Raw genomic sequence first — 16,297 nt, 5'->3', positions numbered from 1 at the left:
TTGCGTCTCCCCCGGGATCTGTGACGCAGTTGTTGGACCGATTTCGCCTCGGAAAGCGCAATCCGCAGCAACAAGTGCGTCACAGTTGGGCGGGGAGGGCGGGGCGGGCGGGGAGGGCGGGGCGGGCGTAGGCGGGTGGAGTTGGGCGGGTGGGGCGGGTGGCCTGCTAACCGCCGAAGCCCAGGGCCGGGCCCAACGTGAACGCGGCAATGTCAACCAAAGCGTGGGCCACCACGAGCGGCGCCACCCGGCCGTACTTTTTGTACACCCAGCCAAACAGCAGGCCCATCAGGAAATTGCCCACGAACGGGCCGAAGCCCTGATACAGGTGGTAACTGCCACGCAGCAGGGCGCTGAGCGTGATCGCGGCCCAGGGCCCGAGCCCGATCTTCTCCAGCCGGCCCAGCAAATAGCCGTTGAGAATGACCTCCTCCAGCACACCGGCCCGGATCGCGGAAAGCACCAGCACGGGGATGGTCCACCAGTACTGGTTCAGGGCGCTGGGAATGATCTCGGTGGTGATGCCGAGCGCCCGCCCTGCCGCATAAATCCCCAGTGACGGCACGCCGATGACCACCAGCAGCGCCAACGCCCCGAGCCCGTCGCGGAAGGGATGGCGCCAATCCAGCCCGATGCTCCGGAACACGGACTTCCCGGGCTCGGCCAGCAGGTAGAAGACCAGCATGACGGGCACCAGGGCGAAGAAGATATCCAGGAGCTGGTACGTGAGGTCAAAGAATTCGCGGTTGTTGCGCACCACGTTCAGCGTCGAGGTGCCCTGGGCAATGGGCGCGCGACTCATCTTGTCCAGCAGCGACACCACCGAGTACACGGCCGACTGCCCCACCGAAACACCCAGCACCAGCAGCACCTCGGTAATCAGGCGTCGCCGCGACTTGACGCCCCAGCCCTGATGGCCTGATGCCTGATGTTCGACGCCGGGCACGGCACCTTGGCCGGTGGGGGCCGGGACGGAAGGTCCGGCGTCGTTCATGGAAATGGCGGGCACTGATTCACTCATACAAGCAATCATGCCGTTCCCGCGTGAATTGTGCCTAAGAATGTATAAGATCAGGGGCATGAGCGCGCCTCGCAAGATCATCATGATCCGCCACGGACAGTCGGCAGCCAATGTTGACCAGACCCTGTACAACAGGATTCCCGATTACCGGATCCCGCTGACCGAGCTTGGCGTGGCCCAGGCCAAAGCTGCCGGGGAGAAGGTGCGGCGGCAGTTGGACGGGCAGAAAGTCTGCGTCTACGTCTCCCCGTACCTGCGCGCCTATCAAACCCTTGAGGCACTGAATCTTGGCGATCTGGTGGAGCGGACAGTCGAGGAACCGCGACTGCGCGAACAGGACTGGGCGAACTTCCAGAACCCTGCGGAGATTGCCGATCAAAAGGAACTCCGCAACGCCTACGGCCATTTCTTCTACCGGTTCAGGGAGGGCGAATCGGGCTCGGATGTGTACGACAGGGTGTCCTCCTTCATGGAGACCCTGTTCAGGCACTGGTCCAGGCCGGACTACGCCCCCAACGCCTTGCTGGTGACGCACGGGCTGACCATGCGCTTGTTTTGCATGCGCTGGTTCCACTGGTCCGTGGAGTACTTTGAGTCCCTGAACAACCCGGAAAACGCCGAGGTCCGCACCCTCATCCGCGCGGGTCAGCAATACATCATGGACACCAACTTTGCGCAATGGACAGTGGCAGACCCGTCCACGACGGTGCTGGACGCGCCGGACCACATTTGGTGACGCCGCGCAGGCATTACGCAACACTTCGCTGGCCTAATTGGCGCCAAGAGGCAGTCTAAGGGTAGCCTTGCCTGAGAGTTGGGGCACACCCCAACTCTCAGCATCAAGGGAACACCGGAGTATTTAGGTGCTTGCAACACTTGTCATCGGCCTGCGTGAAGGTCTTGAGGCCGCACTGATAGTGGGCATGATTGCCGCTTTTCTGCGCCGCAATGGCCAATCCCTCAAGCCCATGTGGCTGGGTGTTGGCGCCGCCGTTTTCCTGAGCGCCCTGGTGGGCGTCACCCTGGAGCTGGTTTCCGCAGCGCTCCCCCAGCAGCAGCAGGAAGCCATGGAAACCGTCATCGGCGCCGTGGCGGTGGTGATCGTGACGTTCATGATCCTGTGGATGAGCAAAAATTCGCGCCACCTGAAATCCACGCTGGAGGCCCACGCAGGCTCCGCCCTGAAGGGTGGCTCCGTGGTTGCCCTGGCCGGCATGGCCTTCCTGGCCGTGCTTCGCGAGGGCGTTGAAACGGCCGTTTTCATGGTGGCCGCCTTCCAATCCTCCTTGAATCCGCTCAGTGCCGGGCTGGGTGCCCTGCTGGGCCTGGCCATCGCCACAGGGGTGGGATTCCTGCTGTTCCGCGGCGCCATCAAGCTCAACCTTGCCAAGTTCTTCAAGGCCACGGGCGTGTTCCTGGTGTTCGTGGCCGCAGGACTCGTCATGAAATCCCTGCGCACGGCCCACGAAGCCGGCTGGATCAACATTGGCCAGGACGCCACTGTCAATCTCGCCTGGCTTGCCCCCAACGGCAGCGCCCGGGCGGCCATCCTCACCGGCGTGTTCGGCATCCCGAACGATCCCCGCCTGGTGGAACTGCTGGGCTGGGCCCTGTACCTGGTCCCCATGCTGGCCTTCATCCTGTGGCCGCGCAGCTGGCGGCCACGCGCCGCTGCCCTGCCGCGCCTGCAGCTCATCGCCGCCGCAACCCTCAGCATTGCCGCCCTGGTGTTGGTCTTGGCCGCACCCCTAGCCATCCCGGCCGCCCCTTCTACAAACAGTACGACGCCGTTGCTTTCCTCGTCCGGGGAGGCGGCGGGTTCGCTGCGGCTCGCCCCGGGGGACGCAACAACACTTGTGGTGTCCTCCGCGGACGGCACCTCAGCCAGCTTTGCGCTGGCCAGCCACGGCACGGAGTCGCATGCCGGCCGGACAGCCGCCGTCTACACGGCAGCGCCGTCCACACCCGCCGCCTCCGAGCCCGCCAAGGTGTCAACGGACCTGTTGAGCGAGCTCAACGGCGGCCGCATGCCGGTGGGCATCAGCCCCGCCAAGAACCCTGGCCCCTTTGCTGCCAGCTGGAATCACAAGGGCAGCATCACCGTATGGCTGGTCAACAATCAGGTGATCGACGCCGTCAACACCCAGGGCGCCACCCTGACACTGACTGGCGGCGGCCTGGCCACCTCCCGCACCCTTGCCGTGGCCGGGGAAGGCGGCTGGCACGTACCCGAAAAGCATGTCACCGCCGCTGTGACCGAACTGAGCAGTTTTGAATCCGCAGCGGCAGAGAATGTGCTGTGGGCCCGCTACCTGCCGGCCGTGTTCCTGGTTGCGGCCCTGATGTTGCTTCTCACGGCCCGGCGCAACCGCCGCCAGCTCCTCATCACGGCACCCTCACCCTAATTCCGCACCACCCACGCCTGGCGCCCCGCGCGCCGGCCACTTTGTGCTCCCCTTTTGCACACTCCTCCCCCTCACCCCTTGCCAAAGGAAACCCATGCCTTTCCCCTCAGCCCGTTCCCTGCGCTCCAAGACTGCCGTGCTGCTCGCCGGCGCAACAGTGCTCACCCTCTCCCTGGCCGCCTGCGGCGGAGCCACACCCCAGGGCCAGGCCACTGCTGTCAAGGGCGATGCCGCCCCTGTCAGCAACGGTGCCGCCCAGATTGCCGTCAGCGTTGAAAAGGTCAACGGCGACGAGCAGTGCGTCCCGGACTTCTCCGGCGCCCCTGCAGGACCTGTCACCTTCACCATCTCCAACAAGGACGCCTCCGGTGTCAGTGAGGTGGAACTGCTCAGCGACAAGCGCATCCTGGGCGAGCGTGAAAACGTCATTCCGGGACTGAAGGCCGTCAGCTTCACTGTGACGCTGGCAGGCGGCGAATACCAGCTTTACTGCCCCGGTGCCGTCACCGAAACGAAGGCGTTTACCGTCAGCGGCGGCGCCGCAACGGCAGCTGCCAACGGTGTCAGCGACAAGTTGCAAGAAGGAACCGCCGGCTACGCCAAGTACGTTTCGGGCCAGGTGGACAGCCTGGTGCTGGCCGTCGCGGCCCTGCAGACGGCCGTTGACTCCGGCGATGTGGCGGCCAGCCAGCAGGCTTACGCCCAGGCCCGCCCGTTCTTTGAGCGGATCGAGCCGGTGGCAGAGAGCTTCCCCGACCTTGACCCGGCACTCGACCTGCGCGTGGCCGACGTCGAGCCCGGCACGGAATGGACGGGCTTCCACCCTCTGGAAAAGGACCTTTTTGAGGCGAAGGCCATCACGGGGACGTCAAAGGCCCTGGCTGCCGGCATTGTGAAGAATGTTGGCACCCTGAAGACCCTGACGGCCGAGCTGGAAGCCAAGGGTTCCTACAAGCCCGAGGAACTGGCCAATGGCGCCAGCGGCCTTCTCGAAGAGGTCCAGTCCTCCAAGATCACCGGTGAGGAGGAGGCCTACTCCAAGCTGGACCTGGTGGATTTCGCCGCCAACATTGAGGGCTCGCAGCAGGCCTTTGAGTATCTGAAGCCCGCCCTGAAGGACATTGACGCAACACTGAGCGAGCAGATCGCCACCCAGTTCGAGACCGTCAACACCGCCCTGGCCGGGTACAAGGACGCCGCCGCCCTGGGTGGCTTCAAGGCCTACACGGAAGAGCTCAAGAAATCCGACGCCGCCAAGCTCACGCAGCTGATCCAGTCGTTGCAGGCACCCTTGGCCAAGATTTCCGAGAAAGTGGCGACGGTCTAAATGAGCGAATCCACCGAACCGGCGGGCGGGGTTTCGCGCCGGAACTTCTTTGGCGGATCCGCCGCTGTGGCCGGTGCTGGGGGCGTGGCCTTGGGGGTGGCAGGCGCCCTTGCGTCCAGTGCACTGGCTGCCGCCGCAGCAGCCCCGCCAACACCGGTGTCCGACGTGGAACTCATGGCCGGCCGGGCCGCCCTGACCTACCCCTTTTATGGGGAGCACCAGGGCGGGATTGACACTCCCCCGCAGGACCACCTGGTGTTCACGGCCTTTGATGTGACCGCCACGAGCCGCACCGAGCTGCAACTGGTGCTGGCCAAGTGGTCGGCCGCCATGGCGGAGATGACCTCCGGTGCACCCGTGGGCAAGGTGGAGCCCGGCCGCGAGCACGCCATCCCTGGCGACACCGGAGAGGCCACGGACATGGGGCCGCAGGGCCTAACCCTCACCTTGGGCTTTGGGCCTTCCCTCTTTGATGAGCGGTTTGGTTTGTCGGCGTTCAGACCCGCCGACTTTGCCCAGCTTCCAGCCATGGCCGGGGAGTCCCTGAACCCCGCCCTGACCGGCGGGGACCTGTGCATCCAGGCCTGCGCCAACGATCCCCAGGTGGCCTACCACGCGGTGCGCAACCTGGCCCGCATGGCACGCACCATGGTCAAGACCAAGTGGACTGTGCTGGGTTTTGGGCGCGCCTCCGCTGGCGCGCAGCAATCCACGCCACGGAACCTGATGGGTTTCAAGGACGGCACCCGCAATGTCAAGGACGCCGTGGATCTTGATGCGCACGTGTGGGTGGGCCAGGAAGCCGGCCAGCCGTGGATGGTGGGCGGCAGTTACCTGGTGGCCCGCAAGATTCACATGCTCGTTGAGACCTGGGATGAGGACACCATTGGGGATCAGCAGAGCATCTTTGGCCGCACCAAGGCCGAGGGTGCACCCCTGTCAGGAACCAAGGAGCACGACGTCCCTGACTTCCACGCCACGGCCGCGGGTGCGCCTGTCATTGCACCGGATTCGCACATTGCGTTGGTGGCCCATGAAAACAATGGTGGCACCAAGATCCTGCGCCGTGGCTACAACTTCACCGACGGGCTCGACGCCGTGGGCCGCCTGGACGCCGGGCTGATGTTCCTGAGCTTCCAAAAGCACCCCGAACAATTCATTGCCCTGCAGCGCAAGCTGGGCAGCTCCGACAGGCTCAACGAATACATCCGCCACGTGGGATCGGGGGTCTTTGCCGTCCCGCCGGGCCTCCCGGCAGCGGGCAACTACTACGGTAGGGAATTCTTCGCCTAGGCCGCGGGCACAAAAAAGCTGCGGCACCCCGGGCCTGATGGCGTGGGTGCCGCAGCTTTTTGCGCTGCCTCTGCAGTGCGCTGACTCTGCAGTGCGCTGTCTCTACAGTGCGCTGACTCTACAGTTGTGGCGCCACAATCACGTGGGTGCCAGCTTCGGCAAACGCGGTGAGCTGCTCCTGGGTGATCCGGGAGTCGGTGATCAGGTTGCGGAAATCGTGCTCCTCCATGGTGGCGAAGGCCCGCTTGCCGATCTTTGAGGCGTCCGCCAGGATGTAAGCTTCCGAGGCGCGCCGGGCCATGCGGGAGTTCACCGAGGCCTCGCCCTCATCATTCGTGGTGGGTCCGGCACCGGGCTCGATCCCGTTCACACCGATGAAGGCGAAGTCCAGGGCAACGCGCTGCAAGATCGAGTCCGCGTAGGGTCCCACCAGCTCGTAGGAGCGCGGGTTGACGATGCCGCCGGTCACCATGATCTTGAAGTTGGGCCGGATGGCCAGCTGCGCCGCAATGTTGATGGCGTTGGTGACAACCGTCAGGGTGGGCCGGTTGGACTGCACCATGAGGTCCTCGCGGGTGGAGAGCACCTGCGCAAGAGCTGTGCTGGTGGTTCCACCGCACAGGCCAATGACGGCACCCTTGGGGATCAGGGCACTCGCGGCGTGCGCAATCTGCTGCTTTTCCTCGGCAAAATCGTCACGGTTGTACCGCCCCGGCAGGTCATAGGAAACAGAACCACTCGTTGCACCGCCGCGGGTGCGCGTCAGCAGGCGCTCATTGGCCAAGGAGTCCAGGTCGCGCCGCGCCGTTGCCGGGGATACCCCCAACTTGGCCACAATCTCATCGACTTCCACATGGCCGTCCGCGGCCAGGATGTCCAATATCGCTGTGAGTCGTTCAGTTCTGTTCATCTATGTTCTCCCCGGGACGGCCAGGCGGCCATCGCGTTTAGTTGTTCGTTAGACCGGCACCGGCAAACAAGTTCAGCAACCGTGCAACTTCAGGAATCAGGGCCGTGCGTCCTGCACCCAAGTACTTACGTGAATCTACTACAGCAGGGTTGGCATCCAAGTACTCGCGAACCGCCCGCGTAAAGAAACCGTTCAGGTGTGTGGAGACGTTGATCTTGGTCATACCTGCTGCAATGGCTGCCACAATCATCTCATCCGAGACCCCTGAGGAGCCGTGCAACACCAGCGGCACATCCAAGGCAGCCTTCAACTCGGAAATGCGCAGCAGGTTCAACGCCGCGCTGCGCTCGGTCATGGCGTGCGAGGAGCCCACGGCAACGGCCAGGGCGTCCACGCCGGTTGCTGCCACGAAGGCTGCCGCTTCGGTGGGGTCGGTCAGCACGCCCGGCGCATGGGCACCGTCCTTGCCGCCCACTTTGCCCAACTCTGCTTCCACGTAGACGCCGCGTGCGTGCGCGTAGGCTGCCACGCGGGCCGTGACCTCAACGTTTTGCTCATACTCAAAGTGCGCGCCGTCGTACATGATGGAGCCAAAGCCCAAATCCACTGCCTCGTAGGCCAGCGCCTCGTCCTCGGCATGGTCCAGGTGCACGGCCACGGGAACGCTTGCCCGCCGGGCTGCCGCCAGGGTTGCCGCTGCCACCGGCTCCAAGCCGCCATGGAACTTGGCGCAGTTCTCGGAGATCTGCAAGATGACGGGGCGGCCAGCAGCCTCGGCGCCGCCAATCAGGCCCTCGATGGTCTCCAGGTGGATCACGTTGAACGCGCCCTGGCCAATGCCGGAGGCAGCCGCCAGGTTCATGATGTCGCGGGTGTTAGTCAAAGCCATGAAATGTGTTCCTTAGTGGTCTGTGATGATGAGTTGTTGGGCCAGCTCGCCGTACCGCGGAGAAATTTCCCCGGCGCCGGGCATGAGCACGGCTGCCGCGCTCCACGAGGTGGCGGCGCGCAGGATCTCGCGCAGGTCCTCAACCCCGTTGGCAAGGGCGACGGCGGCGGCACTCACAGCCGCATCCCCTGCACCTGTGGGGTTGCCGCTCAAGGGTGCCGGCAATTTTGCCTGGAGGTAGCTGCCGGGGGCGTCGGCGCTGAAGGCGAGCATGCCCTCCTCGCCAACACTGACCAGCACGCGTTTGGCGCCCAGATTCATGAGCTTGCGGGCGGCGCTGACAAGGTTGCTCTCGCCCACGGCTTCCATCAGCTCGTGATTGTTGGGCTTGAGCAGGTCGGCACCGGCCTTGGCCGCGGCCAGAATGCCGCTGCCGGAGGTGTCAATGATGGCTGGCACGCCGGCGCCGTGGGCTAGGGCCACTAGTGCGGGGTAAAAATCGGCCGGTGCCTGCTCCGGCAGGGAGCCGGAGCCCACCAAGACGCCGGGCTTGCGCACGCCGTCGGCCGTTTGCACACCGGCCAGGTTGTCCACCACGGCGGCGGCCAGCGCCTGCCATTCGGCGGCGCGCAGGGCCGGGCCCACCTCGTTAAAGATGCTGGTGGTGTTGCCGTGCGCGGTGTCCACCAGGGCGATGGTGCGCCGGGTTGCAGCGGCCACCGGGACCAGGTGGTGCAGGATCCCGGCCGCCTGCAGATCGGCACGCAACTGCTCACCGGAGGGGCCGCCGGCCGTGGCAATGGCAAGCGTTGCGTGGCCCAGCTGGTGCGCCACGCGGGAGACGTTCAGGCCCTTGCCGCCGGCGCGGTACAGCGGGGTGGGAACCCGGTGGGAGGAGCCAAGATTCACGCCGTCCACCGTGTAGGTGACGTCAACGGCAGGGTTGGGGGTGACGGTGAGGACTAGGTTGTTGGCGCTCATGCCTGCTCCTTCCCGGCGCTGGCGCTAAGGCTGCGTGCTTTCAAGGCCGAGCCGATGAGCCCTGCGTTTTCACCCAGGGCCGCGTGCACATACTGTGGGCGGCGGTGGAAGGTCAGCAGCTCATCCACGCGGGCCGCCAGGGGTTCAAAAAGTGCGGGGCCGGCCATCGACAGGCCGCCGCCCAGGACGACTGTTTCGGTGCCCAGGATGGAGACACATTGGGCAACACTAAAAGCGAGAGCGTCGATGGCGTCGTGCCAAATAGTTTGCGCGGCGCCGTCGCCTGCCGCGGCCAGGCCCATGACCTCACGTGCACCAGCCACGGGCGTTCCCGTGGCTTCGGCGTAACGCCGGGCGATGGCGCCTGCGGAACCCAGGGATTCCATGATGGCCATGCCGCCGCCCGGAGCCGGCACCATGGCGTGCCCAATCTCCCCGGCGTAGCCGCCGCCGGCAACGCGCTTGCCGTCGCACAGCACGGCACCGGCAATGCCTGTGCCGATCACCAGGATCAACACGTCACTTCTGCCCTTGGCGGCGCCGAGCTGGAATTCGGCTTCTCCGGCCATGCTGACGTCGTGCCCAAACCCAACGGGCAGGCCCAAGGCCTGCTCCAGTGTTGCCGTGAAGGGGAAGTCCCGCCAGCCCAGATTGGAGGAGTAGATGCCAATGCCGGCGTCCTCGTCAACAATGCCCGGAACGGTGACGCCCACGGCGCCGATGACCAGCTGCGGGTGGCTTGCACGGTACTCGGCCGTCAGTTCAACAATCCTGGCGCAGACGCTCTCACCCGAGCGGGCGCCGTCGAGCGGTGTGGGATGGCGTTGCAGATCGCGCACCTCAACGTCACCCAGGCTCAGATCACCCAGGACCACACCAACCTTCATGTCGGTGCCGCCCACGTCAAAGGCCAGAACGGCGTCGGGCATGGGCTCGCAGGGGGCAGCGATGGTGGGCAGCGTTTCGGATTCGCCCGCGGGGTTGGTCAAAGTATTCATGAAGGTAGTTTCTTTGTAGAAGGCGAATACCAGTGGCATGATCTGGTGCGGCCACGCTGTTTGTGGACAAACATCAGGCACGCCACTTCTAGATGAAGTGGCGTGCCTAACATTTTAGCCAGAAATCCGGCCGGCTTCGTGCGGGAGGGCGATTGGGCCCACAAGCCCGAGGGCCCCGTCCCGAGTCGCGCCAGCGGCTTGGGACGGGAGGGTTTGGGGACTAGTCGCCCAGGATGACCGAGCGGGTGAGGTTGCGTGGCAGGTCCGGGTTCATGCCGCGGGCGCGGGCGCGCTCCAGCGTCACGCGGTGGACGCGGGCCAATTCCGCCAGCGGGTGCATGGTGGTGTTGATGTACAGCGCGCCAGTCTTGGCAACGTCCTTATCCAGGCCCTCGGGCTGGTCGCCAAACATCCAGGTGACGCGGTTCGGGGCCGCGATAGAGATGGGGCCATGGCGGTATTCCTTGGCCGGGTAGGACTCGGTCCAGCCCTGCACGGCTTCACGCATCTTCAGGCCAGCCTCATGGGCCAGGCCCACGGTCCAGCCGGTGCCCAGGAAGGTGAACTGCTCGGCGTCGATCAATTCCTGCTCCACGGGAGCGATAACACTGGCCTTGGCATCCTCCACGGCAGCCGTCAGGTCAACGCCAACGCTTGTCAACAGGTAGGTCAGGGCCGTGGTGGCGAAGCGGGTCTGCACCACTGACTGCTCATCGGCGTATGGCAGTTCCACAATGGCGTCCGCGATGGTCATGATCGGGGAGGTGATGTCGCCAACCAGGGCAACCGTGCGCACAGTGCCCTTGATGGCCGTGAGGATTTCCAGCACCTCGGTGGTGGTGCCGGAGCGGGTGATGGCAATCACTGCGTCATAACCGCGCTCGGCACCCAGGAACGCCTCGGAGGCGGCGAATGCGTCGGTGACGCCTTTTCCTGCAGATTCGCGGGCCGTGGCGTAGCTCTGAGCCATGAACCAGGACGTGCCGCAGCCAATGACTGCCACGCGCTGCCCATCGGCAGGCAGCAGATTCTCACTCTTAGCCTGGGCAATTGCCGTAGCCCACACTTCGGGCTGGCTGGTGAGCTCAGCGTCCATGAAGGGGCCAAGTTGGGTATTTTCGCTCATGCTGCGCATTCTCCTTGTTTAGCGGCTTCCTGTGACACATTTTTACGGCCGCTGGAAGCATTCCGGGTTGTGCACCAGCTTAGCACATAGTGATCACAATGACCATCAAAACGTCATGATCAATCACTTGGGCCCGCGCTAGCGCGGGGCTGTCATTACCTCGAGGGTCACCATATTTCAACCCCCGAAATACGGGGCACCACTGGACATGATCATGTAATGTTATCCATAACAGTGTGAGGTGGCTCATGTTCAGTCCAGTCAGCACTGCAATTCGCATCACAAATCAAGTGCGCAGACCGCCACTTGGACCGCAAAAAAGTTATTCAAGGAGCTCTTGATGTCACTCGATCGACACCAACGCAAGTGGTTGGGGATGGGGATCGCCGGCGCTGTCATGGCCGGCGCCATCGTCCCCCTCGCTGCGGCCATCCCTGCCGTCGCGGCAGCCGGAACGGCGGTGATCGCCTCAGGAACACTTTCCGTTGAGGTCTCCACCGCGTTCCCCCAGGCGTTGAAATACACGCTCGCCGGAAAGACCATGACGGGCGCCACCGCCGTCGCCACCAAGATGCGCATCAACGGCACAGACCAGAACGTCACTGTGACATCGGCGCTCAACGGCAATGGCAAGTCGATCGATTACACCATCACCGTGCCCGGCATGGCTGGCGTGAGCATGAAGGCCAAGCTGTCGGTTGAGTCGAACGTTCTGACGTTCAACATCACCGAGATTGTGGACACCCCCGCCCAGAGGGTCAACCGCATCCAGATCATGGATCAGGACCTGGTCACCCTGTCATCGACCGAGGCTGGCGCCTCCGTGGCCGCGGCCATTGTTGATGTTGACCGTGCCAAAAACGGCGATACCATCACGCCCATCACGGCCGACACAGCAGTGGATGCCGAGCCCAAGACCTCCATGGTGGCCATTGCCAATACCAAGGATCTTGCCGCCAGCTTTGAGAGTAACTCCTTGTATGACGGCGCCTACGGAGCCACGGACAGCAGTCTCGCCAACGCAGACCGCGGCCGAATGTGGCGTCAGGTCAAGGCCGACGGGGCCAACAAAAAGGTGGGCATCTCCTCCGGCGCGTGGCTGTACCGCGCCAAGGACTCCACCGAGACTGAGCCACTGCCCATGGCCAAGGTCGTCATCACCGGTGACATCAACACCGATGGCACAGTGAACTGGCAGGACGGCGCCATCGCCTCCCGCGACATCCAGATCAAGCCCTACGGTTGGGAAGATGTCAAGAACCGCGTGGTCCAGACCATCCCCTTCAACTTTGCCAGCCAGGCCACCAACCCGTTCCTGCGCACCCTTGACGACGTCAAGCACATGTCCCTGGCCACCGACGGCCTGGGTCAGCTTGCATTGCTGAAGGGCTTCACGAGTGAGGGCCACGACTCGGCCAACACCGACTACGACGGCAACTGGAACGAACGTGCCGGCGGCCTCAAGGACATGAACGCCTTGTTGGAGCAGGCGAAGGGCTTCGGTGCAACGTTCAGCGTGCACATGAACAACACCGAGGCCTACCCCTCGGCCAAGGCGTTCAACGAAGAGTTCATCAAGATGCCTCCGCAGAAGAATTGGAACTGGTTGGAGCAGGCGTACATCATTGATCAGCGCCACGACGTCCTCTCCGGGGACCAAAAGACCCGCATCGACGGCATGTCCACTAATGTCAGCGACGGCCTGAGCACCAACTACATTGACGTCTACTACGAGCATGGCTGGATCTCCGAACGCCTCCAGCGCAACATGATTGACGCCGGCTATTCGGTGTCCTCCGAGTGGGCCAACTACATGGTCCGCAACAACACCTGGTCACACTGGGCCGTGGATGAAAAATACGGTGGAACTGCCAACAAGGGCTGGAACTCACAGATCCTGCGCTTTAGCCAGAATACCCAGCGTGATACCTGGAACCCGGATCCGCGCCTCGGCACCCCGCACTTGGTGGAGTGGATGGGCTGGACCGGACAGAATGACTACAACGCGTTCCTGAAGAATGTGTGGGACAACAACGTTCCCGCTAAGTTCATTCAGCAACAGGAAATCAAGACCTGGACCACGGACGCCATCACGCTGGAAAACAACGTGAGCATCACCGGCACCAGCCTGGACAACCGCGTCATCACCCAGGACGGCGTGAAGGTCCTTGATGGTCATAACTACCTCCTGCCGTGGTCCAGCAAGCTCGTTGAGTTCGGCGAGGACGCCAAGCACAACGTCAATGACCAGACCAAGCTGTACAACTACAGCTTGGCCGGCGGCACCCAGACCTGGAAGCTGACTCCCGAGTTCGCCAGCCAGGGCTCCTTGAAGGTGTACGAACTCACGCCCCAAGGCCGCAAGGCACTCCCCGACGTCTCCGTGGTCAACGGCGGCGTCACACTGACCCCCAAGGCGAACACCGCCTACGTGCTGGCACCCACCTCCGCCTTGGCAACTGTCCCCGACAACGCCGCTGCAGAGTGGGGCCAGGGCACGGGCATCAAGGACCCCGGCTTCAATTCCGGCAACCTAGCCGCCTGGCAGACCACGGGCGAGGTCACCTTGGCCACCTCCCACAAGGGTTTGACCAGCGCCAAGTTCGGTGCAGCCGCCTCCAGCATCAGCCAGACCCTGGAACCGTTGACGAAGGGCACCTACTCCGTGAGCGCCTGGGTTGAAATTGACCCCACGCTCGACTCGAAGGAGACGTTCCCGCGCGGCAAGCGTGAAACCACGCTCTCTGCCACGGTTTCCGGCCAGCCTGCTGTGAAGAACACCACCAGTTCCTCGGCGCTGTACAACACGGTTGCCGCCGACCAGAAGAACCGCACCTTCACCCAGCGTGTGCGCGTGCTGGTCGATGTGAAGAACGACGGCGACAAGCCAACAGTCACATTCTCGGCACCTGCCGGGGCCGCGGCTGTCTTGGTTGATGACTTCCGCGTCATCAAAACAGCTCACGTCTCTGCTGCCGATGTTGTGGAAGATCCCCAGACCGGTGTGGTGCTGGCCGAGGACTTTGAAACCGTTGACCAGGGATGGGGCCCGTTCGTCAAGGGCAACGCGGGCAGCATCACCGACCCTCGCACGCACCTGGCTCCGATCAACGCCCCGTACACGCAAAAGGGTTGGCAGAACAAGCCGATTGACAACGTCATCGATGGCACGTTCAGCCTGCTCTCGCACGAGGAAAACAGCGGACTGGTCTACCGGACAACACCGGCAACCTTGCCGTTCAAGCAGGGTCACGACTATGAGATCAGCTTCGACTACCAATCGGCCAAGGCCAATGAATACACCTGGGTTGGCGGCTACGACGGAGCCGCTGGCGCGGTGGAGACAGTGTCAACTCCGGTTCCTGAAATGCAGTCAACCAAGCGCTGGGTGCAGAGCTTTACCGCCTCCGCTTGTGGCGACAGCTATGTTGGCCTGCGCCGTACGGGCTCAACGCCGGCAGACTTCTCCTTGGATAACCTGTTGGTCCGCGATCTGGGACCTTCGCAGAAAACCCCTGCCTGTGCCCAATTGTCCATGACCCAGACCGGGCCCATCATTGAACAGGATGCGCCCAACGAGTTCACCACCACCTTGGTTTCCAACGAGCCCGCTGGTGTCACGAATGCAGTGGTGAGCCTGGAACTGCCTGAGGGCTGGACTGCCACGGCAACCACACCGGCAACGGCCGCAACATTGGCTCCCGGTGGCAAGCTGATTACCAAATGGGCCGTGGATGCCCCGGCCAGTGCCGACGGTAGCTACAACATCAAGGCCAAGTCCAGCTACACCACCACGGTGGCGCCCCTCGGTGCCCGCACGGCCGAAACGACCGTGGGTGTCTACACCATGCCCAACCCGCCCACCAAGGACACTTTCGCGTCGGACATGCAGTGGATCGGCACCCCCACCAACGGGTGGGGACCTGCCGAGAAGGACTTCAACAACGGCGAGCAGGGCGAAAAGGACGGCCAGGGCATCCTGCTCGATGGCAAGCTGTACGCCAAGGGTTTGGGCGTCCACGCCGCGTCGAAGATCAACTACTTTGTTGGTTCACAGTGCAGCGCCTTCACGGCAGTGATCGGCGTTGACGACAAGCAGGCCAGCCGCGGCTCCGTGATCTTCAAGGTTCTAGGGGACGGCAAGGAACTCTACAACTCCGGTGTTCTGACAGGCGCTTCAGCCGCACTGCCCATCACTGTTGATTTGAAGGGTGCCCGCTACGTTGACTTGGTGGTGGACGCTAATGGCGACAACGGCAACGACTGGGCCGACTGGGCAGATGCCAAATTCATCTGTTCAGATGACGCACCGGCCATCGCCTTGGCCCCCGCGGTCAGCCCGGCCGGACCGCTGGAGCAGGGCAAGTCCTACACGGTCACCGTGGGTGACTTGAAAGCCGGCACCGAGGCCACGTTCTCCCTCGGCACCGCCGTGTTGGGCAAGGCCACGGCCAATGCCTCCGGTGTTGCCAGCTACACCTACAAGGTTGCAGCAGATGCGGCCTTGGGTGCGGGAACTCTCAACGTTGCCGGTACGGACAGCAACGGGAAAGCAGCCACCGGCACTGTTGCCATCAGCACCGTGGGCGCCGCCCCTGCTGCGCCCACCAAGGACAGCTTCGCCAGTGACTTGGAGTTCGTGGGCACCCCCGTGAACGAATGGGGACCCGTCGAGCGCGACTTGAACAACGGCGAAAATGCCGCCGGTGACGGAACCCCCATCACCATTGACACCAAGGTCTACGCCAAGGGACTGGGCGTTCACGCCGATTCCAGCATCCGCTACTACCTGGGCGCCCAGTGCACCAACTTCAGTGCAGTGGTTGGCATTGATGACGCAAAGCTGCCCAAGGCACACCGCGGCAACGTGGTCTTCACGGTGGCGGGAGACGGCAAGACCCTTGCCACGTCACCGCAGCTGACAGTTGACAGCGATGGCTACAAGCTCAACGTTGATGTCACGGGTGTCCGCTACATCGATCTGAACGTAGACAAGGTGCTGGTCGACGGCAAGAACGGTGACGAGTGGGCCGACTGGGCAGATGCCAAGTTCAGCTGTGGTACTTCTGTTCCGACGGCAACCCCGAGCGCGACGCCTTCGGCCACGCCCAGCGCTACTCCGTCGGCAACCCCGTCGGCCACGCCCAGCGCTACTCCGTCGGCAACCCCGTCGGCCACGCCCAGCGCAACGCCTTCAGCGACACCGTCTGCCACACCCTCGGTAACACCTTCGGCGACGCCTTCGGTAACACCCTCGGCGACCCCGAGTGTGAAGCCGAGCGCTACGCCGTCGACCGTTCCCACCAACACCGTCAGTGGTGGCGTCAGCTCCGCAACGGTGGCACCG

At 63.7% G+C, this 16,297-nt stretch carries 11 protein-coding genes; 5 read left to right on the top strand and 6 right to left on the bottom strand.

Annotated features, from left to right (window positions below; all coding sequences use genetic code 11):
- Positions 1-166 precede the first annotated feature (166 nt).
- On the bottom strand, positions 167-1,021 hold the full coding sequence (locus ACX80Q_RS11805; RefSeq protein ID WP_459330728.1) for a CPBP family intramembrane glutamic endopeptidase: 855 nt from the start codon (positions 1,019-1,021) through the stop codon (positions 167-169).
- Positions 1,022-1,079: 58 nt separating this feature from the next.
- On the opposite strand from ACX80Q_RS11805, the gene ACX80Q_RS11800 reads away from it, so the two are divergent.
- The 4 genes from ACX80Q_RS11800 (at position 1,080) to efeB (ending at position 6,046) form a co-directional block, all read left to right on the top strand.
- Complete coding sequence (locus tag ACX80Q_RS11800; protein ID WP_459330727.1) at positions 1,080-1,757, top strand: phosphoglycerate mutase family protein; 678 nt, start codon at positions 1,080-1,082, stop codon at positions 1,755-1,757.
- 127 nt (positions 1,758-1,884) lie between these two features.
- Complete coding sequence (gene efeU, locus ACX80Q_RS11795; RefSeq protein WP_459330726.1) at positions 1,885-3,426, top strand: iron uptake transporter permease EfeU; 1,542 nt, start codon at positions 1,885-1,887, stop codon at positions 3,424-3,426.
- 94 nt (positions 3,427-3,520) lie between these two features.
- The gene (gene efeO / locus ACX80Q_RS11790) at positions 3,521-4,753 is read left to right on the top strand and encodes an iron uptake system protein EfeO (RefSeq protein WP_459330725.1); all 1,233 of its coding nucleotides are present in this window, start codon (positions 3,521-3,523) and stop codon (positions 4,751-4,753) included.
- On the top strand, positions 4,754-6,046 hold the full coding sequence (gene efeB, locus ACX80Q_RS11785; RefSeq protein ID WP_459330724.1) for an iron uptake transporter deferrochelatase/peroxidase subunit: 1,293 nt from the start codon (positions 4,754-4,756) through the stop codon (positions 6,044-6,046).
- 118 nt (positions 6,047-6,164) lie between these two features.
- Here the strand turns inward: efeB and ACX80Q_RS11780 are convergent, their stop codons facing one another.
- The 5 genes from ACX80Q_RS11780 to ACX80Q_RS11760 form a co-directional block, all read right to left on the bottom strand.
- Entirely contained in the window at positions 6,165-6,956 is a 792-nt protein-coding gene (locus tag ACX80Q_RS11780; RefSeq protein WP_459330723.1) for a DeoR/GlpR family DNA-binding transcription regulator, read from the bottom strand.
- 37 nt (positions 6,957-6,993) lie between these two features.
- Positions 6,994-7,845: a class II fructose-bisphosphate aldolase gene (locus ACX80Q_RS11775; RefSeq protein WP_459330722.1), complete on the bottom strand. Its 852-nt coding sequence runs from the start codon at positions 7,843-7,845 to the stop codon at positions 6,994-6,996.
- A gap of 12 nt (positions 7,846-7,857) precedes the next feature.
- Entirely contained in the window at positions 7,858-8,826 is a 969-nt protein-coding gene (locus tag ACX80Q_RS11770; protein ID WP_459330721.1) for a 1-phosphofructokinase family hexose kinase, read from the bottom strand.
- The gene (locus ACX80Q_RS11765) at positions 8,823-9,824 is read right to left on the bottom strand and encodes an ROK family protein (RefSeq protein ID WP_459330720.1); all 1,002 of its coding nucleotides are present in this window, start codon (positions 9,822-9,824) and stop codon (positions 8,823-8,825) included. The genes ACX80Q_RS11770 and ACX80Q_RS11765 overlap by 4 nt, the downstream gene beginning before the upstream one ends.
- A gap of 220 nt (positions 9,825-10,044) precedes the next feature.
- A complete protein-coding gene (locus ACX80Q_RS11760) occupies positions 10,045-10,950 on the bottom strand; it encodes an SIS domain-containing protein (protein ID WP_459330719.1) in 906 nt (301 codons plus the stop codon).
- Between the two features lie 340 nt (positions 10,951-11,290).
- Between ACX80Q_RS11760 and ACX80Q_RS11755 the strand changes: the two genes are divergently transcribed.
- On the top strand, positions 11,291-16,297 hold a 5,007-nt coding region (locus tag ACX80Q_RS11755), incomplete at its 3' end, for an endo-alpha-N-acetylgalactosaminidase family protein (protein ID WP_459330718.1).

The organism is Arthrobacter sp. HLT1-20 (assembly GCF_054510895.1).
Note: the sequence above shows the minus strand (reverse complement) of the source record. Positions and strands in the feature narration are given on the sequence as shown.